Genomic DNA, 24,653 nt, shown 5'->3' with positions numbered 1-24,653 from the left:
CGCCGGCATCGCGCCACCCGCTCATCAGGAGGTTGCTGTGATGTCCGCTGCTGCTGAACCTGTCGCCTGCGCATCCACGGCCGCGTCTCTCGCGCACTTCGGTTTTCTGACGTTGCCGAATTTCTCCATGATCGCGTTTTCGAGTGCGGTGGAGGTGCTGCGCATGGCGAACTACGTCGGACGCGCCGATCACTACCGGTGGTCGATCTATTCGCTCGACGGTGCGCCGGTGCACGCGAGCAACGGGATCGCGGTGCGGCCGACCGAAGCGCTCGATTGCGGACAGATGCCGGACGTGATGATCGTCTGCGGGGGGATTCGCATTCGCGAGGTCATTGACGAAAGCGCGCGTGCGACGCTTGCCATGCTGGCAAAGCGCGGACTGCCGCTCGGGAGTATCTGCACCGGTGCGTATGCTCTGATGTCGAGCGGACTGCTAGACGGCTACCGCTGTGCCGTCCACTGGGAAAACCTGTCGGCTCTGCACGAGGAGTTCCCGCAAGTGTATTTCGCCGACGAACTGTTCGTCGTCGATCGCGACCGCCTCACGTGCACAGGTGGCACCGCGCCACTTGACTTGATGTTGCATCTGGTCGGTGCGCGATTCGGCCAGCAACTCGCGACGCAGGTGTCGGAGCAGTTCGTGCTCGAGCGAATCCGCAATTCGACTGATTCGCAGCCGATCCCCATCGGCGCTCGAGTTGGCTTCTCGCGGGCGGAGATGATCGAGGTCGTGCGGGTGATGGAATCGAACATTGAGGAACCCTTGTCGCTCGAGGGACTCGCGCGCCTTGCTGGATTCTCTCAACGGCACCTGCAGCGAATGTTCAAGGCGTACCTGGACACGTCACCGACTCACTACTATTTGATGCTTCGCCTGAAGCGGGCGCGCACTCTATTGCGGACGACCAATGCTCCGATCGCGCGCGTTACGACGAGTTGTGGTTTTAATTGTCCGAGTCACTTTAGTAAAGCGTATCGCGCCCATTTCGGGTACGCACCCAGCTACGAACGCCGTATGTCGAAGCGATAACGTCAACGCGAGTCCACGACATGGCATCGACCCGGTGGGCACGCGTGAAAAATTTCGATCTCACGCAACAATCAAGCGACGTGCTGGCGACAAGCATTGTTTTCATTCGCCTTGAGACTGAGAGATTCGCGTAAGGCATCTGCGAATCGTTGAAGCGCCTGCAACGACCCAGACACGCTGTGATATTCCTCACGGCCGATTCGCCCGTCCAGCATCACGAGCATCCCGGAATTTCGCGCCATTTCAAGGATGTCCATCTCATCCACTCCTTTCAACTATTGACGAAGGTGATTTAAGCTGCCATCAAGCAGGCACGCATGGTCGGCTGCGTGGGGCGAGGTGGAAATACTCGCCATTCACCATCAGGATGTCTAAAGAAAAAGATGATCTTCTGCTGCGTTGTTGAAATCAGCTCCGCCCGGACGCACTGAAGGTCCGGATTATCGTGTCGAGTCAATTTCACCGACGTGTTAATCGCTGGCGCAAGCCATTTTTTGACCTGGCCTCGGAGCGATTGACTGACCCTCGGTAGGTCTTCGTCGTTGTGCAGCGACGGGGGATTTGCCTGGTACTCGCTTTGGCGCTCGAGCAACGCGTAGGACGGCAGCATCTCAATGCCTCCGACTGCACAGACCAAATGCCGACACAAAAGCGTTGCGACCTAATTGTCAGTGCAATGTGACCAAAAATATCCGGTTCTTTGACCTAAGATTAGTGTGTGAGTGACCTAAAAACAAGGTGGAAAATAGAGTGAAAACACCTATCTGTATGACGTGACGCGGTGGGTCGCGTCGCAGATGCGGAATGGCGCCGGAGCCCTCAGGTCATGCCTGTCACGGCCAGAAGGGTTACCGGAATCGCATGTGCGCGCTTGATTTAACCCTTAAGAAAGTGTCGGAACAGAAAAGCATCACCACGTATGGCGCGTCCGGCAGCGTCACCGAAGGAGGTTTCCATTCCCTGGTGCCGTGACCTACAATAAATTCAAAGTATTGCCTTTGTTGGAGGGGCTAGCGTGTCGAGCAAGACAATGTCGCCAGTGGTGCCGACGCCCGTCGAGGTCAGTCTCACCGTGCCCGATATCACGCGGGCGCAGCGGAGCAAGGGGGAACTTCGTCTCGCCGAGATTGTGCGGGCAGCCCGAGAGGTCTTCGAAGAGGATGGGTACGCAACTTTTTCGTCACGCCGTGTGGCCGCGCGAGTCGGGATTACGCTAGGAAATCTGCAGTATTACTTTCGAACCAAGGAAGAATTGCTGCGAGTGACTCTCGAATTGGGCATGCGTGAGACGTTGGAGCGCTACGCGGAACTGATCAATAGGCAAGGAGAAAATGCTTCGACTCGCTACTCAGCGTTAGCGGAGCGTATCTTTCTTGATATCTACGAGACCAAGCTGACGAGTTTCCTCATTGAAGCGTGGGCATTCGGGCATCGCGAACCCTATGCTGCTGAATTGATGGGTGACATTTATTCGCAGTATCTCGATGGTATCGCCGGCCTCATCAAGCAAATCCATCAAACATTCACAAAAGACGAATGCCATGTCCGCGCGTTTGCACTTGCCGCTCTGGCGGGCGGCATGATGCTATTCGAGCGCGAAAGCGGTGAGTCTGAGAAGGATAACGCGGCATTCGCGCGCACCGCAAAGCGCTACATGCAGAAGATCGCCGGACTCTCAGGGAAGCAGGCTCTCGCAGGAAACCACGCTGAGCTTGACTACCTCGACGCAGTCAAAAAAGTGCCATCCGACAGGGCAGGGGCAGGACAGTTGCACGCTGCAGTATTCGGGTCAGATATTTACGTGCTGCAAGGTGGCCTCGAATTGACTGTGCACCGCAAGGGCAAAGATGCTCTTTATAGCAGACCAACGATGCAGGCGAAGCGCCGAGAGGCGAAGATCAATGAGATCGTGACTACCGCTGCCAATGTATTCGCATCCGAGGGTTATGCGAACTTTACTCAGGCGCGCATCGCCCGCGAGTTGGGGTTGCTGCCGTCAGCACTGCAACACTATTTCCCGACACGTGAGGGTCTTTTCAACTTCACGGTAGGCGCGCTCATGAACACGTATCTCGATCGATACGCGGACATGGGAAGGCCAAGTGACAAGCCGCCATTGCAACGGCTTTGCGAATTAATCGAGGATGTGTTCGAGGAGAATTGCGATCCACGTGTCTGCCGTTTTTGGCTCGAGATGTTATCGGTTACAGGGCGCTCTGAAATGACCCAGGAGCTGCTGAAGAGGGCGTACTTCGCGTACCGTGCGATCTACGTGGATTTGGTGCGCGAAATTGATCGAACGGCTACGGCGCGCGAATGTCTGGCGCGTGCGACGCTCATCGTGACCCAACTCGAAGGCGTGTTGATTTTCATCGGGCGTGGCAGTCTCAGGTTGCCTGACCTTGGTGATGTCCTCGAACTGATGAAGATGACCGCAATCGACATTGCGCAAGGCAGTCGTCGCTTGAAGGAGGCCGGCTAGCCTTGCGCGGCTACGCCGGGGCACGGGCCGCCGAGGCTGAGAGAGTTCTCTTCGAATGCCTGACTAAAAAATCAGCAAATCCCTACAAACTGAACCGCTCCGAAAATCGTGGAGGCTGTCTGCGTTGCTATCTACTTCGCTCGACCAGACGCGCTTCCCGATTTCTGCTCGGGAGCATCTAAGGCTGGACATACTGGTGCCTTTCGCAGATCCCGGCGCTGATCGGCAGCCATTCCTGCGACCCGTTCTATCGATAGGCAATAACAGGCGCCAATACCACCGGTTATTCGGTGTGGAGATATCGGTAGTTATTCAGACGCAGTTCTTTGGGTGTGATCTCATAGGCGCCCTGGAAGGCGCGCGTAAAGTGGGCAGCGCTTTTGAAGCCGACTGAATAGCCGATGTCTTTGATTGCAATGGTAGGAATTCGAATGAGATCGTCTGCGGCGGTGCGCAAGCGAAGATGGCGGATGTAAGCACCAAGTCCGCCTTCATGTTCGAACAGCCGATAAATCGTACTGCGCGGGAGCCCTAGCGATTCAATTACGCTCTCGGGTGATAGTTCGCATTCCTGCAGGTTGGCACGAACATAGCGTCGCACATGATCGAACATCAACGCTCGGCTGACGGCCCGCTTATTGCCAATCAAACCCGCCTCTTCCCCGAAGGCGGCTGCGATCAGTTGAACGAGGTCGGTGAGACTGCGATGAGCGTTCTCGAACGCCATATACCGGAAGTTCTCGACAAGCGTTCTGGCATGCTGGACGATCAGCCGCGTGCCAAGCTTGCGCGGGTCGAGCACGCGGCCGTGTATCGCTCCCGGGTCGGAGAATACGTGTTCGAGCAAGTTGCGGGGCACAACGAGCGTAATGTACCGGCACGCCTGCCGCACGACGCGTGACGGTTGATCGAGGTCGGTGGCGAGCACGCTGCCTGCGCATAATGTGGACTCGCGCCTCCCGGCGTGCGTAATTGCCGAATGCGCTTCACCGTCCAAGAAGATGGTAAAACCGATGCCGCGTACGTTATCGCGCGAAATGCGTGTGATCGTGCGTTCGAATACGACAGAGTCCGTAAAGGTGTCGCTGATACGAAATTCGCCGATTTCGTAGCGGTCGTTGATGCAGGCAAAGGGCTGTCCGATCTGCTCGAGCGACGGCACCACCTCGATAACATGGCCAAGCTGCTCCCAATAGGCTAACAACTGCTGCTGTGGCGGCAGCCCGGAAACATCGAATCGGTTGTGGGCGATGCGGTTCGAGCGCATGAATGGCGATCCGGAGGCAAAACGGGACTGCGCAAGATTACCCCAATATCGCCAATTCACCTCATGTTTCGCACGCGTTGCGCTCCAGCGGCAGCCAGAGCGTGAAGCGCGTCCCAGTGGCTCCGGAACGCCAGGAAACCGTGCCGCCGACGGCCTGGGCACGACGCTGCTGGTTGGCGAGGCCGCGTCCCGCCGTGCTCCCCAAGACGCCTTCGACGTCGAAGCCCTGACCGTTGTCCTCGACGGTGACCTGAACGCCTTCCCGCTCGAGTGCCGTGCTGACCCGGACTTCGCTGGCACGGGTGTGGTGCAGGATATTGGCGATGCTTTCCTGCACGATGCGCAGGATATGCAGCGCGCTGCTGGGATCGAGCCAAGCCAGCGTGGGCAGCTCCCGGACCTCCCACCGCAGCGCAATGCCCGTGCCCTCCAGCCGCGGTTCCAGCCGGAACCGCAGGGTCGCCAGGAGCAGCAGCAAGTCGGCTTCGACCGGCTCCATCGAATCGATGGTCAGCTTGAGGTCGTCGAGACAATGCTTGAGGATCTGCGAGACCCTGATGTCGCTCGCGTCGCCACGCTCGACGGAGCGAATCGCGCTGATGAGGGACGAGCCGAGTCCGTCGTGCATGTCCTGCATCAGGCGCTGGCGCTCATTGCTGATCGTTTGCCGCCGCTCCGCTTCGCGCAGCTGCTGATGGCTGAGTTCGAGTTCGGCTTCGCGCGCATTCAGGCGTTGCGCAAGGCTGGCGTTGACCTGCTCGACCTCTTCGATGGCGCCGACGTAGCGCCGGTACATCAGGATGGCGAAGGTGCCGAACGTGGCGGCATTGGTATAGGCCCCGAGGAACCAGCCCTCCAGGCTGACGACATTGTTGTACAGCATCCAGTCGGACATGCCGAGCAGCACGCACAGCGCCATGCCCGCCGCGATGAACCGTGCCTCGCCGGAGCGGCGCCACGCGCTGAAGAGGCCCACGCCGCCGACCGCCGCGGCCATCAGCAAGGCAACGGCATAGATCGCGGGAACGATGACGGGCACATCCGGCAGCACCGGCAATACCGCCACGAACGGCAGTGTCAGGACGGTGACCAGCGCGGTGATGCCGACCACGGCGATGGTCAGCCCCTTGAGCGCACGGCCGTGCAGCAGGCGAAGGTAGAAATGCACGACCGCGATCAGCCAGAAGGGCGAGTCGATCGTCAGCCAGGCAAACCAGTCGCCGGTGACCGGCAAGCTGACGTAGTAGTGCAGATGTGCGACGAACGCGGTGGCGGCGAGGTTGAAAAACAGCAGATAGCCGGTTTCGTGGCGGCGCCTGAACCACACGAACAACGCGAAGATGCCCACCGCGAGAAACGCCGCGCCGACGGTCGCCGGGAGCTCCCGCTGCAGCCACTGGCGCAGGTAGTAGCTTCCGCGCAGCGCGTCGGCACTCCCCAGCCAAAACGAGGCAAGCGCGACCCGCGTGCCGGCGGTGTGTTCCAGGCGGATCAGGACCTCGGCCGGCGGCGCGTCGCCGGCGCCGCTGTCCAGGGACGCCCATAGCGGCGTGAACAGGCTGTTCCACAGCGGGCCCTGTTCCTGCGCCCGAGCCACCAGCCGGCCATCGGCATACACCGCAAGGGTGCCGTTGGTCCTGGCGCGGGCGCTGTACAGCACCCAAGGCCCGGCCGGAATGCGCAATCCGCGCGTGGACAATCTGATCCAGGTGACGCGGACATGGCCGGCAGCGGGAACGGCCGGGCTTGCGTTAGCCGGACGCCCCGCCGCATCGGGCAAGTCGGAGGGAAGCGTCACGTGGCGCCAGGAATCCGGCAGCGTGCGGCTGTCCAGCACGTGCGGCGGCGCGCTGAAATCGGGCGCATCGGTCACCTGCCAGTCGGCCTGCGTGAGATGCACGGCTGCTGTCCCGGCCGGCTGCGTGCGGCCCGCGTGCGTGTACCAGACACCGACGCCGATCAGCAACGCCAAGGAAAACAGCAATAGCCCGACGGGAAGGAGGCGAGCAGGACGGCGAATCACTCAGCGGCGCTCCCCAAAGACCCCGGTCTTGCGCCAGCGGCGCGGCGCATATCCCGGCATCGCCTACTCCGCCAACAGTCCCAGCGTCCGGGCCTCATAAATGGCTTCCGCTTTCGATGTGACCTTGAGCTTGCTGTAGATGCGCCGTACGAAGGTCCGCACGGTGTAGGGAGACAGGTGCATCAGCGTTGCGACTTCCTGGGCCTTGAAGCCCTTGGTGATCAAGCTCAGCACTTCCTTTTCGCGGGCGGACAGCAGGGGCGCGGAAGCCGCTTCCGGTTTACCGCTTTCGACGCTGCCTTGCCGGAGACGGGCGAGTATCTGCCGCGCGATGATCGGGCTGATCGGGCTGCCGCCGTTTGCGACACTGCGGATTTCGTCGACGATCCGCGCGGGCGAGCTGTCCTTCAACAGATAGCCGGCCGCGCCGGCCTCGATCGAACGCATCACGTGCGTTTCATCGGTGAAACTGGTGCTGACCATAATGTTGCAAGCGGTCCATTGCCGGGCCGCGGCGTAGATCACATCGATACCCGAGCCGTCGGGCAACCCCAGGTCGACCAGCAGCACATCCGACGGCGGGCCATCCAGCAGCGCGAGCCCTTCGGCGCGGGTGCCGGCCACACCGGTCAGCTGCATGTCCGGTGCGCCCTGCACTGCCCGACTCAATCCATCGGCGAAGCCGGCGTCGTCCTCGACGATGGCGACGTGGATGGGCCGCGGCTCAGGATCAGCGAGTGCGGATTCCGTGGCGGCTGCCTGCTGGGAATACATGATCAAATTCTCGAGGGCAAATGAAGCGGGACGCGATGACGCGTCGTCATCCCGATTGGCTTGCCCATCGTCGTTCAAACCCCGTTCCGAAACTATTTCCATTGTTGCTCGCCACCGGCGCGTGGCCCCCTGTTGCGGTTTCCCTGGGTCGAGCGCACCGCGAATCCGGTGTGCCGCTTCTCGAATGATTTATTTTGTCCGGCTCTGCAGAGCTACATGCTGCTGCGAATGCATTGTCGAGTTATCGAGGGAAAACGGAGTGGGCGCGATGATGCGCGTCTTCGCTATCGATACGGGTGAGTGTCGACGCCATCCCCCGACGCGTCGACGGGGCGAGTATAGGGCAAGCCCTTTTTTGAAAATTGATCGAGCGTCTCAGTTTTTTATCAATTCTTTTTAAGGAGTCTCTTAACTGTCCGAGCCTGAAACAGGTCGCCGCTGGATTTCCGGGCGCTAACGGCGGGGGTGCCGTTGCGATAAGCGGCCGGAACGGGAGGATTCGAGCCAGCCATGCACGGCTAGCGAGGCAACAGTCCCAGTGTCCTGGCTTCGTAAATGGCTTCCGCCTTCGATGTGACTTTGAGCTTGCTGTAGATGCGCCGCACGAAGGTCCGCACGGTGTAGGGGGATAGATTCATCAGCGTTGCGATTTCCTGGGCCTTGAAGCCCTTGGTGATCAAGTCCAGCACTTCCTTCTCGCGGGCCGACAGCAGGGGCGTGGGGGGCGCTTGCGGTTTGCCGCGCTCGACGCCGTCTTGCTGGAGACGGGCGAGAATTTGCCGCGCGATGATCGGGCTGATCGGACTGCCGCCGTTTGCGACGCTGCGGATCTCGTCGACGATCCGCGCGGGCGAGCTGTCCTTCAACAGATAGCCGGCCGCGCCGGCTTCGATCGAGCGCATGACGTGCTGTTCGTCCCCGAAATTGGTGGTGACCATGATGTTGCAGGCGGTCCATTGCCGGGCCGCCGCGTGGATCACATCGATACCCGAGCCGTCGGGCAATCCCAGGTCGACCAGCAGCACATCCGACGGCGGGCCATCCAGCAGCGCGAGCCCTTCGGCGCGCGTCGCAGCGGTGCCGGTCAGACGCATATCGGCCGTCGTCCGCAGCACGTCTCCTAAAGCATCGAGAAAGCCAGGGTCGTCTTCGACGATCGCGACGTGAATGGCAGACGGTTCCTGGTTGGCGTTATCGGCTTCCATAGGAACGCGATTCTACGAGCGATCGGCACATCGCCGATGTAGCCCGTTTGTGCGACAGACGGATGCGTTCCGCGTCAATACACTCGGCCCCATTTCGATAACAACGCTACGGGGAAAAGATGCGCCGCGCGCTTGGCACGGACAAGTGTGCATCAGTGCGTTATCCGTATCCGACGGCTTCCCGGTGATACCCATCCTTATGGTCGGCCTGACTGCCATGAACGCTGAGAAGGCACACACCGCACTGGCCTTGGGAAACCGAATCCGCTCGCTGCGCCAGAGGCTGAAGCTCACGCTCGATGAAACGGCGACAGCGGCGGGTATTTCGAAACCCTTTCTGTCGCAGGTGGAACGCGCTCGCGCATCCCCTTCGATCACTTCGCTTGCCAGCATTGCGCAGGCGTTGGGTGTCACGATGCAGTATTTTATCGATACACCCGATGAAGCCAGCCCGGTGTGCCGGGGCGAAGCGCTGAAGTTCTTCGGGTTCGCCGATTCGGCCAACCAGTTTGGACGGCTAACCAACGTGTCGATGGACAGGAAGCTGGAATCCATTCTGGTCCGGATGCCGGCCGGGCAGCGCCGCTCCGAAGTCACGACGCACGCAGGTGAAGAGTTTCTGTACGTGATCAGCGGGCAGATTGCGCTCACGCTGCAGGGAGCGACATTTGATCTGCAGTCGGGGGATACCGCACATTACGAGTCCACGGTCCCTCACGCATGGGCCAATACGGGCGACGAGGAGACGGTACTCCTCTGGGTCGGTACGCCCAGGCTGTTTTAGGGGTTCCTGCAGAATATCGGCCATATGCACCCCATGAACATCGGTCCGGAGCCGATCTCCATCCATGTCGAGGACGATCCCGGCCTCGCCGATGCGTCGAGCCGGATCGTTCGGGCCGGCCCCGGCAAGGGGGCGGCTTGAGATATCGCTCCACGCCGCTCGCCGCCCATGCGGTGTTCGTCCTTTCCGTGGCGCTGCTGTTCGTTGTGGGCATCTTCTATTCGCAATCCGGCAGCGAGCAGACGCCGGACGCCAGCCTGCACCTGACACAAGCCGACTGGCAGGTCGACGATGCCCCTGGCTTCAGCGAGCCGCCGCCCACGCTGGACAGCGCGTCCTTGCCGGATACCTGGCAGCGTGTCGCGCTGCCCCTGGCGCGGTCCATCGCCCTGGCCCGCCAGGCCGGTAGCGCAAAATCGACGTCCAAGGCCAGCCGCATCACCTGGCTCAGGCTGTCCGTGCACGGGTTGGCCGCACGTTCCGCTCGCCTGGCGCTATATGGCGTACGCATCAAGACGGACGGCACCATCGCGGTCTATGTGGACGGCCAACTCGTGCACCAGGCGCAAGAACAAGGTCCGCTGTGGAGCAGCACCCGTACGCCGCTGTGGGTCGTGCTGCACCGGCATGCCGGCGACCCGCCGGTGAGCGAGATCCTCATCCGTCTCGAGCACTCCCAGGCAACCCAGGTGGCCGTGTCCTCGCTGTGGCTCGGCTCCGTCGAGGCGCTGAAGGGGCGCTACCACACGCGCCAATGGCTGCAGCAGCAACTGCCCGCCGTCCTCAGCGCGGCGTTTTTGGCAGTCGGCGTGTTTGCGCTATTCGTGTGGTTTCAGCGCCGCCACGAGACGGCCTACCTGCTGTTCTTCAACCTTGCGGTCACCTCATTTCTGCGGAGCCTGCACTTCTACGTGGACTTGCCGGTCGCCAACGACTGGTTCGCCTGGCTGACGGTCAACTCGTTGTTGTGGCTGGTTCTCGTCGTGCACTACTTCCTGTGTCAATTGCATGGCCGCCCGCTTACGTGGTTCACGCGCGCGCTGGTCGGGGTGACCGGCCTGATTGGCGTGCTGACGCTGCCGGTGCTGGCGGTGGTGCCGAATACGCCCAAAGTCACCCCGCTGATCTATCCGATCGCCGCGCTGATGGGCGCGAGCGTCGGGGTGGCAGGGGGCATCAACGCCTGGCGCCGTTCCAACGAGGGGGTGCTGGTGGCAGTCGGAGTCGGTGTCTGCACCCTGCTGGGCGTGTCCGACTGGCTGCTGCAGAACAACTTCGTCAGTCCGGAAGGCTTTTATTTCGGGGCCTGCACCAACGCCATCACGTTCGGCATTTTCAGCACACTGATGTACCGGCGTTACGTCAACGCTATCGTCGAAGTCGAGCGGGCCAACATGAACCTTGCGCAACGCCTGAAGGCGCGCGAAGCCGAACTCGAACTCAGCCATCAGCGGCTTCGTGAAGCGGAGCGGCAGCAAACGATCAGCAACGAACGGCAGCGCCTGATGCAGGACATGCACGACGGTCTCGGCGCGTCCCTGATCAGCGCGATTCGCTCGGCGGAGCGCGGGGCGTTGAGCGACGCCGACGTCTCGCACGTTCTCAAGAGCTGCCTGGACGACCTCAAGCTGACCATCGATTCGATGGAGCCGGTCGAGGCCGACTTGCTGCTGTTGCTGGCTACGCTGCGCTTCCGGCTGGAACCGCGCCTGGAAGGCACGGGCATCGTCTTGCGCTGGGAAGTGCAAAAACTGCCGACGCTGACCTGGCTCGACCCTTCGAGCGCACTGCAGATCCTGCGCATCGTGCAGGAGAGCATCGCCAACATCCTGCATCACACGCGCGCCAATCAGATCCGGGTAGGCACGGCGGCGCAGGCGGACGGCGTGCTGGTCATCGTGGAGGACAACGGGCAGGGCTTCGACGTGCCGCGCGCGCTGGCCGCCGGCAAAGGACGCGGGCTCTCCAACCAGCAGCGCCGGGCCCGGGCCATCGACGGCGCCGTCGCCTGGGTATCGGGACCGGAGGGAACGCGCTTCACGCTCTGGCTGCCGTTGAGGCGCGTGCCGTGAGCCGCTTGGGGTGATCGCCTTGCGGCGGAGCTGGTGCTTGTCGCCGATCGCCTGCCGCCGCTCCGCTTCGCCCTGCGGCCAGCATTTTAAGCGCAGCGGGAGGCCGGCCGATGTAGCGCGTTTGTGCTACAGAAGGGATCGGCCCGTATCCCTATACTCGTGCCCGTTTTAAAAATCGAAATCCACGGGGAAACGATGCGCCACGCCCACCGCATGGCGGGAAAACTGACGGCGGTCGGTCTGGCAGCGAGCGCTGCGGCGGGTTCGCTCGCGACCTGCCTGCCCGCCTGGGCCGCGCCGGCCGGCGGACAAGTCACGGCCGGCGCGGGCGCGATCAACGCCACAGCGAATTCCGCCGGCGGCACCAGCACGGTGATCCGGCAAAACAGCAACCGGCTCGCGATCAACTGGACGAGCTTCGACATCGGCGCGAAGGACACCGTCACGTTCGCGCAGCCGAGCAGCAGCGCCATTGCCTTGAATCGCGTGACGAGCCAGAGCGCGACGCAGATCCTCGGCACGCTGAACGCGAATGGGCAGGTGTTCATCCTGAACCCGAACGGTGTGCTGTTCGGCAAATCGGCGCAGGTCAACGTCGGCGGGCTGTTGGCGACGACGCTGAGCCTCTCCGACAGCGACTTTCTCGCCGGCACCTATCGTTTCACCGATAGCGGCGGCACCGGCAGCATCGTCAACGAAGGGCAGATCACGGCGAATGGCGGCTATATCGCGTTCATCGCGCCGCACGTCTCGAACCAGGGCACGCTCGTTGCGGACAACGGCACCGTCGAGCTCGCGGCGGGCGCCGCGGCCACCGTGACGCTCGCGGGCAATCAGCTCGTTTCGCTGACGATCGACCAGGGCACGCTCGACGCGCTTGCCGAAAACGGCGATCTGATCCGCGCCGACGGCGGTGTCGTGATCCTGACGAGCAAAGGGCGCGACGCCGTGCTGTCCGGCGTCGTCAACAACACGGGCGAAATTCAGGCGCGCACGGCGGCGAACGTGGGCGGCACGATCAAGCTGCTGGCGGACGGCGGCACGGCGCTCGCCGGCGGCACGCTCGACGCCTCCGCGCCTGACGGCGGTAACGGCGGCACGATCGAAACCTCGGGGCAGGCGTTCCAGCTTCTCTCCGGCGCGACGATCACGACCCGCGCCGCGAGCGGCAAGACCGGCACCTGGCTCATCGATCCGTCGGACATCACGGTGGCGTCGTCGGGCGGCAGCATGACGGGCGCGAGCCTGGCTTCGCAACTGGCGAGCACGAACGTCCAGTTGCAGACGAGCACCGGCACCGGCGGCAACGGCGACATCACGATCAGCGACAACGTCGCGTGGAGTTCGGGCAACACGCTCACGCTGACCGCCGACCGCAACATCGACATCACCGGGACGCTCAATGCCGGCACGACCGGCTCGCTCGTGGCCAATGCGACGGGCAACGTCACGCTGGCAGGAGCGTTCACCGGGCTCGCACTCACGGCGACGAGCTCGACCGGCAACATCGCGCTTTCCGCGCCGATCACGCTCAATTCGACGAGCGGCACGCTCACGCTGTCGGCGGCCGGCACGATCACGCCCGATCAGAACGCGTCGATCACGACGGGCACGTTCGATCTCGCGAGCGGCCAGTGGGTCCAGGTCGGCAGCGGCTCCGTCGCGAGCTTCAGCGCGTCGAACTTCGAAGTGACGGGTGGCTCGTTCCTGCGCGCCTTGAGCGGCAGCGGAACCACGGCCGCTCCCTATCTAATCGGCGACGTCTACGGCCTGCAGGGTATCGGCACGTCCCCGGCGCTGCTCGCGGACGCCTACCGGCTCGCCAATTCGATCGACGCAAGCGGTACAGCGAACTGGAACAGCAGCGCGGGCTTCGCGCCGATCGGCAGTGTCGACGCGCCGTTTACGGGCGCCTTCGACGGCAACGGCAAGACCATCAGCGGCCTGACGATCAACCTGCCCAGCACCGAGGACGTCGGCCTGTTCGGCTTCATCAAGGACGGCTCGGTATCGAACCTCTCGCTGACGAACTTCACAGTCGTCGGCTCGCGCTTCGTCGGCGCGCTGGCCGGCATCAACGAAGGCGGGACGATCTCCGGCGTCTCCGTCGATACGGGGGCGGTGACGGGCACCTCCAACACCTGGGCGATCGACGACGCCACGACCAACGTCGGCGGCTTGGTTGGAGAAAACCTCGACGACGGGGCGACGATCGCGACGATCGCCAACTCGAGCACCGGCTTGGGCGTGACCGTGACGGCGAGCGACGGCAGTGGCGGCCCGCTCACGCTGGGCCAGGTCGGCGGGCTCGTCGGCTTGAACGCGAACGGGACGATCACGAGTTCGTGGTCGGCGGCCTCCGTCACGGGCGACCGGTTCGTCGGCGGGCTCGCGGGCAGGAACGACGGCACCGTCTCGCAGTCGTTCGCGAGCGGGGTGGTGGACTCGGTCGGGGGCTACGTCGGCGGCCTGGTCGGCCTGAACACGGGCACGATCACCGACAGCTACGCGCTCGGCTCGGTGACAGGCCCCTTCGCGACCGCCGGCTTGGTCGGCCAGAACATGGGCACGATCACGAACAGCTACGCGGCCGGCCTGGTGCAAGGCGGCAGCGGCGTGGCGGGCGGTCTCGTCGCGGTCGGCGTCGGCACCGCCACCAACAGCTACTGGAACACCGACACGACCGGTCAGAGCACGAGCAACGGCGGCACGGGCCTCACGAACGCGCAGATGCTGGCGAGCACGGCGGCGAGCTTCACCGGCTTCGATTTCAGCAGCGTCTGGCGCTTCATTCCCGGCACCTCGTATCCGTATCTCGCATCGATTTTCACGAGCACGCCGACGGTGTTTTCCGGCTCCTACACCGACACGTCGGGGACGATCAAAACCGGCTCGGCCCTCGACTTCGCCGCGAACGATTCGTTGATCGGCCGCGTCGTGACGGGCGCGAACGGCTTCTACTACTTGATGCTGCCCTCGACGACTTTCAGCAACGGCACGACGGCGGTGGCCGTCTTCTCGCCGAGCGGCAGCGGCACCACGTTCGGCGCGGCCGAGACCTCGGGCGCCAGCGTGGCGATGAACCTCCAGGACAACGTCGTCGCGCTGGGCGGCACGAGCGTGAGCCTCGGCGACATCGCGGCGGCGCTCGGCAATCCGTTCTCGGGCGGGACCGTTTCGGAAGTGGCCTCGTTGTTGCCGTCCGTGCTGACCAATCTGCAATCGAACGCGCTCTCGACAGCAAGCGGCGTCTCGCTCGTGTTCAACTCGGGCACGACGCTCGACTTGAGCGGCGACACGACGATCTCCGCGTCGCAGATGACATTCGGCTCCGTGAGCGGCAGCGGCTCGACGTTGACCTTGCAGACCTCGGGCGGCGACATCACGCAAAGCGGCGCGTTCACGCTCGGCGTGCTCGGCGTCACGAGCGCGGGCAACGTGACGCTCGACGGCGCCAATCAGATCGGCACCGTGGCGGCCGACGTGAGCGGCGCGTTCAGCCTCGACAATGCGGCGAGTCTGACCGTCGGCCAGGTCGGATCGACGGCGGGCATTACGGCGGGCGGTGCGGTGACGCTGTCCGCCGCCGGCAATGCGTTGACGCTCGCTCAAGGCATCACGTCGTCGGCCAGCGGCGACGCGGTCGTGCTCGCGAGCTCCGCCTTCACGAACCTCGCAGGCTCCAGTGCGATCACCGCGAGCAACGGGCGCTGGCTCGTGTCCTCGAGCAGCCCCGACGCCGACACGTTCGGCGGCCTGCAAAGCGGCAACGATGCGCTGTGGGGGCAAAGCTTCAGTGTCGGCTCGACGGTCGCTGCGAGCGGCAATCGCTACCTCTTCTCGACCGACCAAGTGATTCTCGTGAACGCGATCGCCAATCAGAAGGTGGTGGGCACCACCGCGCAGGAAAGCGCGACGCTGTCGTTGAAGTATGCCGGTTCTAACTACGGCAACGCCTTTACCGATGCCAGCGTGCCGGCGGGCGTGTCGGTCATCGTCTACAGCAACGGCGACGCGGCAAGCGCGACGCGCGCGAATGGCGACGACGGCGTGGGCCGCTATCGCATCCGCTACTCGGTGTCGGGCCTGCCGGTGGGCTATACCGTGGCCGACGGCCAAACGGCGGACCTGACCGTCACGGGCTCGACTTCACCGGCGGTCGTCGATCAGGTCAACGCGATCGCGAACAGCGACGCCGACAGCGGCGCCTCGGGCAACGGCACCCAGCGCAGAAGAGAAGCCGCGGCCGTCGCCGCGGCGTTCGGCACGGCCCAGCAAACGATCGTGGTCGCCAATGACCGCCGTTCGTCGGCGCTGCCGGCATGGCCGGTGGCCGCGGCATGCGCACCGTGAGCGTCAGCGAGATGATGGCCGCTGACTTCATGAATCCTCGCCGTCCGGCCCGGCTGACCGTCCTCGCCGGTCTCGGCGCGGCGCTCGCTTGCGCGACGATGCCCGACGCCTCGGCGCAATTGTCCACGCCGGTGCCGAACCTGCCCAATGTGCCCAATGCCGGCAGCACGCTGCGCGATCAATTGCAGAGCTTGCCGCCGCCGGCGCTGCCCGCATCGAATGCCGAGATCCACATCGAGGCGCCCACCGCGGCTCGGCCGTCGGCTTCGACGCTGCGTTTTGCCGTCAAGGGTTTCCAGATCGACGGCAACACGAAGTTCAGCAGTGCGAGACTGATGCCGCTGCTCGCGCCGGCGCTTGGCGAGCAGCGCACGCTGGGCGATCTCGACGAAGCCGCCGCGCGCGTCACGAGCTTCTATCGCGCGCACGGCTACCTCGTGGCGCGCGCCTATGTTCCCGCGCAGGACATTCGCGACGGCATCGTCGGCCTCGCCGTCGTCGAGGGCCGCTACGGCAAGGTCGAGCTGCACAACAGCTCTCCCGTGCGCGACGCCGTGCTGCAGCGCTATGCAAGCGCTGCGCATCTCGGCGACGTGATCGACGAGCGGCGCCTCGATCGCGCCGCCTTGCTGATGCAAGACGTGACGGGCGCGAGCGCCGTCACCGGCAACCTGAGCGCGGGCGAAGTGCCGGGCACCTCCGATCTCGCGCTCGACGTGCCGCCGGTGCGCGCGCTCACGGCAAGCCTGCAGGGCGACAACTACGGCATCCGGCCGACGGGGCGCGTGCGCACCGGCGGCGCGCTGCAATGGCTGAGCCCGCTCGGCTTCGGCGACCGGCTCGATGCGTATGCGCTGACGTCGATCACAGGGCAGACGCTGGGCCAGCTCGGCTACAGCGTGCCGGTCGGCAGCGACGGCCTGCGCACGGGCCTCACGCTCACCGAATCGACGTACCGGCTCGGCGCCGATTTTTCGTCGCTCGATGGCTACGGTCACGCCACCGTGCTCTCGTGGACGACGAGCTACCCGCTGATCCGCTCGCGTACCCTCAACCTCAACGCGGAAGGCGGGTTCGACCGCAAGAGCCTGACCGATCACGCGGACGGCAGCGTGGACCAGAAGTTCGACAACGTCTATCGCGCCGGCATCAACGGCAATGTGCTCGCCGGCAAGACGTTCGCCAGCTACGCGCTGCGCGTCGAGGCAGGCGACGTGCATTTCGAGTCGGCCGATGCGCTCGCCACGGACCAGGCATCGGCGCAATCGGCAGGGCATTACCGCAAGACCGTCTATTCGTTGGCGCTCTATCAGGCCGTCACCGCGAAGCTTCAGCTTTACCTCGCGCTCTCCGGGCAGCAGGCATCGAAGAATCTCATCTCATCGGAGAAGTTCGCGCTGGGCGGCCCGTACGGCGTGCGCGCGTATCCGACCGGCGAAGCGCCGGGCGACGAAGGCTATCTCGCGACGGCGGAAGTGCGCTGGGCCGTCACGCAGTCGCTGTTGCCAGGGCAGCTCGGAGTTTATGGGTTCGTCGACACGGGTTTCGTGCGCGACAACGTCGATCCGTTCACGACCGACTCCAATCACCGGCGGCTGTCCGGCGCGGGCGTCGGCGTCGCGCTCGCGAACGCGCCGAGCTACGAGGTGCGCCTCGTCTACGCGCACAAGCTCGGCAACGCGGTAGCGGTGGCCGATACCGACCACGCGGGCCGCGTGTGGCTTCAGTTGACCAAGGCGTTCTGATGGGGCGGCCAATGCATGCATTCATCCGTCTCCTCGCGTGGCTCGCAGCCCTGGCTGTCGCCTCGCCTGCCGCGTGGGCCGCCGATCCGGCCGGCACGGTGGCCTATACGGCCGGCGTCGTGGCGATCCAGGCGTCGGCGGGCGCGAAACGTTTCGCCGTGGCCGGCTCCGCGATCGAGAGCGGCGACACGATTCAGACCATGAAAAACGCCGAAGCGGTGCTGCTGATGGCCGATCACCAGCGCATCTACCTGAAGGGCGACACGGTGTACCGGATCGACGACTACCGCTTCGGCGCAGACGATCCGCAGCGCAACGTCAGCGTCTCGTCGCTGGTGCGGGGCGGGTTGCGCGTGATCTCGGGGCTGATCGGCAAGCAAGGCAACCCCGACGCGTACCAATTGAAGACGCAGACCGCGACGATCGGCATTCGCGGCACCGAGTGGTCGGTGCTCGAATGCGGGATCGAATGCCCGAGCGGCGAGACCGGCGAGCACCTGCGCGTCTATCACGGCACGATCGACGTCCGCACCGAGACCGACCATCACGAATTGTCCGAGGGCTACGGCACGATCATCCGCTCGCCGCATTCGACCTTCGCCCCCATGCCGGGGACCAGCGTCAAGCCTGTCATCCCGTCTCCCGCCGCCTGCAGGTAATGCCCATGAGCAACAAGACCCTTGCGCTGAAAACGTCCGCCAGCGGCACCTCCGCCAGCGGCACCTCCGCAACCGGCGCCGGCGCGCAAGCCCACGCCGGCACGCCGGTGACGGCCAACGTCGTCGCCGGCTTGCTGTCCGGCTTCGTTTCGCTCTGCTATTCGATCGCCTACGGGTCGCTGATCTTCAGCGGCAGCCTCGCGCATTTCGTGAACGTCGGCATCATGGTCACGCTCGTGAGCGGCGGCATCACCGCGCTCGTCGTCGCGGTGAAGAGCTCGCTGCCGTTCACGATCGGCGGACCCGACAGCAATGCGGTCGCGGTCCTCGTCGGCCTTGCGGGCAGCGTCGCGGCCGGTGCGAGCGCCGCGGGCCTCCCGCCGAGCGGCGTGCTCGCCACCGTGCTCGCCGCGATCGCGATGAGCTCGCTCGTGACTGGGGCGCTGCTCTATCTGGTGGGCTGGTCGCGCCGCAGCGCGGTGATCCAGTTCCTGCCGTTTCCGGTCGTCGGCGGATTTCTCGGCGGCTCGGGCTATCTGCTGCTCTCCGGCGCGATGCGCACGCTGACCGGGCACAGCATCGGCTGGCCGGCGCTCGCCGCGCTGCCCGATCTGCCCTGGCTCGCGTGGCTGCCGGCACTGGTGGTGTGCGGCACGCTGATCGCCGCGCAAGGCCGCGTCAAGCCCTATCTGCTGACGCCGCTCGGCCTCGGCGCGGGCGTCGCCGTGTTCTTTGCCGGGATGATCGCGATGGGGCAGTCGGCCGATCAGCTGCATGCCGCGGGCCTGCTGTTCGACCGGGAATCGCTGTCGTCGATGCAAGTGCCGCTCTTGCTGCCGCGCCGCGAGATCGACTGGGCCACGATCGCCGCTCATCTGCCCGAGTGCCTGGCGGTGGCGGCGGTCTCCGCGTTGACGATCCTGCTCAATGCGAGCGGGGCCAGCGTCGCGACCGGGTTCGACGCCGACTTCAACCAGGAGATGCGCGCGGCCGGTCTCGCCAACCTGCTCGCGGGCGTGACGGGCGGCATCGTCGGCTATCAATCGATGACGCGCACGCTCCTGAACCGCCGCGCCGGCGCCACGGCGCGCCTGAGCGGGATCGTCGCGGGGCTCGGCTGCTTCGCCGTCGTCGGGCTCGTGCCGGGCGCCATCGCGTGGCTGCCGAAGCCCGTGCTCGTCGGGCTGCAGCTCTATCTATCCTGGGGCATCCTGCGCGAATGGCTCGTCGCCTCCTATCGCAAGCTGGGTCTCGCCGACTATCTGCTGGTCGTGCTGATCGTCGCCGTCATCGCCGTCAAGGGGGCCGTGGCGGGGATCGCGCTCGGTATCGCCGCAGCCTGCGCGATGTTCGTCTTCAATTACAGCCGCATCAGCGCGATCGCGCGCGAGTTCGATGCGCACACGTGCCATTCGAACGTCGAGCGCTCGATCGAGGATACGCAGCGGCTTCGCGAGCACGGCGACGCCGTGGTCGGCGTGCGCCTGCAAGGCTTCCTGTTCTTCGGCACAGCGAACCTCGTGTTGCGCCGGCTCGGCAAGCGGCTCGGCGATACCGCCGGCAGGCATGCGCGCTATGTGATGCTCGATTTCCGCCAGGTGAGCGGTCTCGACGTATCGACTTCGGCGACTTTCCTCCGGCTCAAGCAGCGCTGCGCGGCCGGCGGCGACACGCTCGTCCTCACCGCGCTGCCGCCGCGGGCGCAGGCGCTGCTCGAGCGGGCCGGCGTGCTGAGCGCGGACGTCAGGACCTTCGTCGATCTCGACGCCGGCCTCGAATGGGTCGAGGACAGGCTGCTCGCGCAGCCCGATAGTCACGCGGAGGAGGCCGCCTCGCCCGGCCTGGCGGCGATCCGGCCGCACTTTACCGAGGCGGCGCTGGCGCAGCTCGAGCGTTGCACGCAGGTGCGCTGGCTCATGAAAGACGAGCCGCTGTTCGCGCGCGGCGATGCGGGCGATGCGGTGTACTTCGTCGAAGCGGGGCGCGTGACCGTTTCGCTGCCGCTCGCGGACGGCAAATCCATGCGGCTGCGCTCGTTCGGCGCGGGCACGGTGGTCGGCGAAATGGCGCTCTATACGCAGCAGGCGCGCAGCGCCGACGTGTGGGCCGACGAGCCGACCATGGTGCGGCGTCTCTCGTTCGACGCGCTGCAGCGGCTCGAATCGACGGACGCCGACACCGCGCGGCAGTTCCACCGCTTCGTGGTGAAGGTGCTGGCTTCGCGGCTCGCCGTCGCGAACGAAGCGGTGCGGGGCGCCCAATGAGCGCCGCGATGAAACGCAACCTGTTGCGTTGGCTCGCCGGCACCGCCGTGCTGCTCGTCTTGCTCGGCCATGTCGCGGGCTCCTACCGGCTGCTCGCCGTCGATGTGCTCGACAACCTCATCTACGACGCGCGCTTGCGGCTAACGATGCAGGGCACGCCCGACGACCGGATCGTGATCGTCGACATCGACGAGCGGAGCCTCGCCGAAGTCGGCCGCTGGCCGTGGGGGCGGGACCGGATGGCGACGCTCGTCGACCGGCTCTTCGGGGCGGGCGCCAAGGTGGTCGGCTTCGATATCGTGATGGCGGAGCCCGACGGCAGTTCGGGGCTGGTTTCGCTCGACCGGCTGGCCGCCGGCGCGTTGCGCGACGACGCCAGGTATGCCGCGGTGCTGTCCGGCCTGCGAGGCCAGCTCGATTTCGATGCGCGGTTTGCCGCCGCGCTGGCGGGCCGCCCGGTCGTGCTCGGCTACTACATGAACGGCCGCGGCGAGGCACATGGCGCGCTGCCTGCTCCGGTTCTGCCGGCGATCGAGTTCGCCGGCCATCGCGGCGGCCTGAGGGAGGCGGAGGGCTACGGCGGGAATCTGCCGGTCTTTCAGCGGGCCGCGGCCGGCGCGGGCTTCTTCAATCCGGTGGTCGACTTCGACGGCAACGTGCGGCGCGTGCCGCTGCTGATCCAGCACGGCACCGGCGTATACGAATCGCTGGCGCTTGCCGTCGTGCGGCGCATGCTCGGCAATCCTGCCGTCGCACCGGGCTTCGGCGAACGAGGCGAGAACGGCGACGACCCGCTGGAGACGCTCGAACTGAAGGGGCCGAACGGGCGGAATGGCGCCCTGCGGATTCCGGTGGACGAGCATGGCGCGGCGCTCGTTCCCTATCGCGGACGCGACCACAGCTTCCCGTACGTGTCGGCCGCCGACGTGCTCGCGGGCCGCGTGCCGCATGCCCAGCTCGACGGCAGCGTGGTGCTGGTCGGCACCACTGCACCGGGCTTGCTCGACATGCGCTCGACGCCTGTCGGCAGCGTCTACCCCGGCGTCGAGATTCACGCCAATCTCGTGAGCGGCATGCTCGACGGCACGCTCAAGCACGAGCTCGGCTATGCCGACGCGATTCAGGTGGTGGCGATGGCCGTCATCAGTCTCGTGATGATTTGCGTGCTGCCGTGGCAGGCGCCGTTGCGGGCGACGGCAGGCAGCATCGCCTTGCTCGCGCTCGCGCTGGCCGGCGACTTCGCGCTGTGGCGCTACGGCAACGCGGTCTTGCCGGTCGCCGCGACGGTCATGCTGATCGCGGCGCTGTTCGTGCTCAACATGTCGCTCGGCTTCTTCGTCGAATCGCGCCACCGGCGCCAGTTCGCCAACCTGTTCGGCCAGTACGTGCCGCCCGAGCTCGTCGAGGAGATGAGCCGCGAGCCGAATCGCTACAGCATGAACGGGCGCCGCGCCGAGCTGACGGTGCTGTTTTCCGACGTGCGCGGCTTCACAACAATCGCCGAATCGCTCGAGCCGGAGGAGCTCGCGCGCTGGATGAACGAGTACCTCGGCGCGATGACGTCGGTGATCCGCGCACAGCGCGGCACGCTCGACAAATACATCGGCGACGCGATCATGGCCTTCTGGGGCGCGCCCGTCGCCGACGGGCAGCACGCGCAGCATGCCGTGCTCGCCGCGCTGCGGATGCGCGAGGCGCTGGCGCCGCTCAATGCCGCGCTCGCGCAACGCGGCAAGCCGGCGATCCGTATCGGTATCGGCATCAACACGGGGCCGATGACCGTCGGCGACATGGGCTCGGACGTGCGACGCGCCTATACGGTGATGGGCGACGCAGTCAATCTCGGGGCGCGGCTCGAGGGCATCTCGAAGCACTACGGCGTCGATATCGTGGCGGGCGAGACGACGCGCGAGCACACTGAGGGCATCGTCTGGCGGGAACTCGATCGCGTGCGCGTGAAGGGCAAGCGCGAAGCAGTGGCGATCTATGAGCCGGTGGCCGAAGCGGACAAGATGTCCGCCGTCGAAGCTGCCGAGCTCGAGCGCTGGCACGAGGCGCTGCGGCGCTATCGCAGCGGGGACTGGGACGCCGCCGAGGCGTTGTTGCTCGTGCTGGCGAGCGCCGCGCCCGCAAGCGATCTCTACGCGCTCTATCTCGAGCGTCTCGCGACGATGCGCGAGCGGATGAGCCTCGAGACGTGGGACGGCGTCTACGAGTTCGATACCAAGTGAATGGAATGCAAGGCGCCTCGATGATGAAACTGACCGTGCTCGGCTGCAGCGGAGGGATAGGGGGCGACGCGCATCGCACGACGGCGCTGCTCGTCGACGATGACGTTCTGATCGACGCGGGCACCGGCGTCGCCGATCTCGACATCGACGCGCTCGCCCGCATCGATCACGTGTTCATCACGCATGCGCACATCGACCATATCGCGTGCCTGCCGCTGATGGTCGACGCCGTGGGCGCGCGGCGCGCCATGCCGCTCGTCGTGCATTGCACGCGCGCGACGGAAGCGATCCTGCGCACCCACCTGTTCAACGATGTGCTGTGGCCGGACTTCACGCGGGTCCCTGCGCAAGCCAAGCCGTTCCTGCGCTTCGAGCCGCTCGAAGAAGGGGAGTCGTGCGCGCTCGGCGAGCGGATCTTCACCCCATTGCCGGCGAAGCACGGGGTGCCGGCGGTCGGCTTTCGCGTCGCGACGCCTCGCGGCAGCCTAGTGTTCGGCAGCGATACGACCGTATGCCCGCCATTCTGGGACGCCGTCGCGCGGATCCCCGATCTACGCTATCTGATCGTCGAGACGGCGTTTCCCGATTCGCAACGCAAGCTCGCGATCCAGTCGGAGCATTTGTGTCCGTCCTTGCTGGCTTCGCAGCTGCCGTCGCCGCCTGGCGCGTTTCGTCTGCTGATCTCGCATGTGAAGCCCGGCTACGTCGACGAAACGCTGCAAGACCTGCAGCGCGTGGCCGAAAGTCATGCGCCGGCGATCTTGGCTAAAGGCGACATCTACTGGATCTGACAAGGGTGAGCGCGATGCTGGCCTGCAGACGCGCTCAGTTGACTGCCGTGTGACATCTCAACACGCGAGCGGCCGGGCAGCCTCGGGACGTTGTAGTCCTTTTGTGCGACAGATGAGATCGGCCCCCGTCGATATACTCCGCTCAATTCTAAGACAAGCAGTACATGGGGAAATGCACCACATGCGTTGCACGGGGAAACAGCTGCCGTTCCGCTCAGGTACGGCAGCCGGCATTCAACAACAATCCACCCGGACCCTGACGGTAAGACCGTTAGGGTTACTACCTATCGACCCCGATATCGGCTGTGACCCTGCGGTCATCAGCGGGGCGTCGTTGCCATCCCCATTCTCTTTCTTGGTGCTCGCGGCAGCTCGCCGCGGGTGACGGATTGTCCACACACACGAGTTTTTCTCGGAGGGGTTCATGTCAGATAGTTTGCAGAATTGGGTCGGACGCAATCGGCCGCCGCGTGTTCAGATCACCTATGACGTCGAGCTGGGAGACGCCATTGAAAAGCGTGAATTGCCGATGGTGGTGGGCCTGATGGCCGATCTGTCGGGGCAGCCGGCTGAGCCGCTGCCCAAGCTCAAGGAGCGCCGTTTCGTCGAAATCGACCGGGACAACTTCGACGAAATCATGGGCAAGGTCGCGCCGCGCCTCGACCTGAGCGTGCCGGACACGATGAAGGGCGAAGGCAATCTGAAGGTCGAGCTGAATTTCAACCAGTTCGCCGACTTCCATCCGGACAGCCTCGTGCTCCAGGTGCCGCGCCTCGCGAAGCTCGTGGAAGCGCGCCAGCAGTTGCGCGATCTGCTCGCGAAGCTGGACGGCAATGACGAACTCGATTCGATCCTCGAGCGCATCGTCCTCGACGCCGAAGAGCTGAAGAAGGTGCATACGCAGGCACAAGCAAGCGACGCGCCGGCTGCGCCGGCGGCCGAAGAGACGCCGTCGGCCTGACGCAAACAA

17 protein-coding genes are annotated in these 24,653 nt (G+C 64.9%); 11 read left to right on the top strand and 6 right to left on the bottom strand.

Annotation, left to right across the window (positions count from 1 at the left end; genetic code table 11):
* The first annotated feature begins 40 nt into the window (after nucleotides 1-40).
* Nucleotides 41-1,033 (top strand): GlxA family transcriptional regulator, encoded by a 993-nt coding sequence (locus FAZ95_RS23215; RefSeq protein WP_137334876.1) that lies wholly within the window; start codon nucleotides 41-43, stop codon nucleotides 1,031-1,033.
* Nucleotides 1,034-1,104: 71 nt separating this feature from the next.
* Here the strand turns inward: FAZ95_RS23215 and FAZ95_RS23210 are convergent, their stop codons facing one another.
* A complete protein-coding gene (locus FAZ95_RS23210; protein ID WP_137334875.1) occupies nucleotides 1,105-1,290 on the bottom strand; it encodes a hypothetical protein in 186 nt (61 codons plus the stop codon).
* Nucleotides 1,291-1,325: 35 nt separating this feature from the next.
* The gene (locus FAZ95_RS23205; RefSeq protein WP_254700266.1) at nucleotides 1,326-1,643 is read right to left on the bottom strand and encodes a hypothetical protein; all 318 of its coding nucleotides are present in this window, start codon (nucleotides 1,641-1,643) and stop codon (nucleotides 1,326-1,328) included.
* Nucleotides 1,644-2,048: 405 nt separating this feature from the next.
* On the opposite strand from FAZ95_RS23205, the gene FAZ95_RS23200 reads away from it, so the two are divergent.
* Nucleotides 2,049-3,515 carry a TetR/AcrR family transcriptional regulator gene (locus FAZ95_RS23200; protein WP_137334874.1) on the top strand — a complete coding sequence of 489 codons (1,467 nt, stop codon included), beginning with the start codon at nucleotides 2,049-2,051 and terminating at the stop codon, nucleotides 3,513-3,515.
* Nucleotides 3,516-3,798: 283 nt separating this feature from the next.
* Here the strand turns inward: FAZ95_RS23200 and FAZ95_RS23195 are convergent, their stop codons facing one another.
* The 4 genes from FAZ95_RS23195 to FAZ95_RS23180 form a co-directional block, all read right to left on the bottom strand.
* Nucleotides 3,799-4,782, bottom strand: a complete 984-nt coding sequence (locus FAZ95_RS23195; protein WP_137334873.1) for a helix-turn-helix domain-containing protein — start codon at nucleotides 4,780-4,782, stop codon at nucleotides 3,799-3,801.
* Nucleotides 4,783-4,843: 61 nt separating this feature from the next.
* The gene (locus FAZ95_RS23190; protein ID WP_137337564.1) at nucleotides 4,844-6,754 is read right to left on the bottom strand and encodes a sensor histidine kinase; all 1,911 of its coding nucleotides are present in this window, start codon (nucleotides 6,752-6,754) and stop codon (nucleotides 4,844-4,846) included.
* Nucleotides 6,755-6,868: 114 nt separating this feature from the next.
* The gene (locus FAZ95_RS23185; protein WP_137337563.1) at nucleotides 6,869-7,579 is read right to left on the bottom strand and encodes a response regulator; all 711 of its coding nucleotides are present in this window, start codon (nucleotides 7,577-7,579) and stop codon (nucleotides 6,869-6,871) included.
* 518 nt (nucleotides 7,580-8,097) lie between these two features.
* Complete coding sequence (locus tag FAZ95_RS23180) at nucleotides 8,098-8,784, bottom strand: response regulator transcription factor (RefSeq protein ID WP_137334872.1); 687 nt, start codon at nucleotides 8,782-8,784, stop codon at nucleotides 8,098-8,100.
* 217 nt (nucleotides 8,785-9,001) lie between these two features.
* Here FAZ95_RS23180 and FAZ95_RS23175 point away from each other — a divergent pair, with 217 nt between their 5' ends.
* The 9 genes from FAZ95_RS23175 to tssB all read left to right on the top strand — a co-directional run bounded on the left by FAZ95_RS23175 (nucleotide 9,002) and on the right by tssB (nucleotide 24,644).
* Nucleotides 9,002-9,568 carry a helix-turn-helix domain-containing protein gene (locus tag FAZ95_RS23175; RefSeq protein WP_137334871.1) on the top strand — a complete coding sequence of 189 codons (567 nt, stop codon included), beginning with the start codon at nucleotides 9,002-9,004 and terminating at the stop codon, nucleotides 9,566-9,568.
* A 137-nt stretch (nucleotides 9,569-9,705) separates the two neighbouring features.
* Nucleotides 9,706-11,640: a sensor histidine kinase gene (locus tag FAZ95_RS23170; RefSeq protein WP_137334870.1), complete on the top strand. Its 1,935-nt coding sequence runs from the start codon at nucleotides 9,706-9,708 to the stop codon at nucleotides 11,638-11,640.
* Between the two features lie 195 nt (nucleotides 11,641-11,835).
* Nucleotides 11,836-15,993, top strand: a complete 4,158-nt coding sequence (locus tag FAZ95_RS23165; protein WP_137334869.1) for a beta strand repeat-containing protein — start codon at nucleotides 11,836-11,838, stop codon at nucleotides 15,991-15,993.
* Entirely contained in the window at nucleotides 15,981-17,738 is a 1,758-nt protein-coding gene (locus tag FAZ95_RS23160; RefSeq protein ID WP_175425731.1) for a ShlB/FhaC/HecB family hemolysin secretion/activation protein, read from the top strand. The genes FAZ95_RS23165 and FAZ95_RS23160 overlap by 13 nt, the downstream gene beginning before the upstream one ends.
* 11 nt (nucleotides 17,739-17,749) lie before the next feature.
* Nucleotides 17,750-18,397: a FecR family protein gene (locus FAZ95_RS23155; protein WP_137334867.1), complete on the top strand. Its 648-nt coding sequence runs from the start codon at nucleotides 17,750-17,752 to the stop codon at nucleotides 18,395-18,397.
* Between the two features lie 5 nt (nucleotides 18,398-18,402).
* Entirely contained in the window at nucleotides 18,403-20,661 is a 2,259-nt protein-coding gene (locus FAZ95_RS23150) for a SulP family inorganic anion transporter (RefSeq protein WP_137334866.1), read from the top strand.
* Nucleotides 20,662-20,669: 8 nt separating this feature from the next.
* On the top strand, nucleotides 20,670-22,892 hold the full coding sequence (locus FAZ95_RS23145; protein ID WP_137334865.1) for a CHASE2 domain-containing protein: 2,223 nt from the start codon (nucleotides 20,670-20,672) through the stop codon (nucleotides 22,890-22,892).
* A gap of 20 nt (nucleotides 22,893-22,912) precedes the next feature.
* Nucleotides 22,913-23,683: a 3',5'-cyclic-nucleotide phosphodiesterase gene (locus FAZ95_RS23140; RefSeq protein WP_137334864.1), complete on the top strand. Its 771-nt coding sequence runs from the start codon at nucleotides 22,913-22,915 to the stop codon at nucleotides 23,681-23,683.
* 424 nt (nucleotides 23,684-24,107) lie between these two features.
* Nucleotides 24,108-24,644, top strand: a complete 537-nt coding sequence (tssB, locus tag FAZ95_RS23135) for a type VI secretion system contractile sheath small subunit (protein WP_137334863.1) — start codon at nucleotides 24,108-24,110, stop codon at nucleotides 24,642-24,644.
* Nucleotides 24,645-24,653 lie beyond the last annotated feature (9 nt).

The organism is Trinickia violacea (assembly GCF_005280735.1).
GTDB lineage: Bacteria > Pseudomonadota > Gammaproteobacteria > Burkholderiales > Burkholderiaceae > Trinickia_A > Trinickia_A violacea.
The sequence above is the reverse complement of the archived record's forward strand: the minus strand, read 5'-3'. Positions and strand labels throughout refer to the sequence as shown.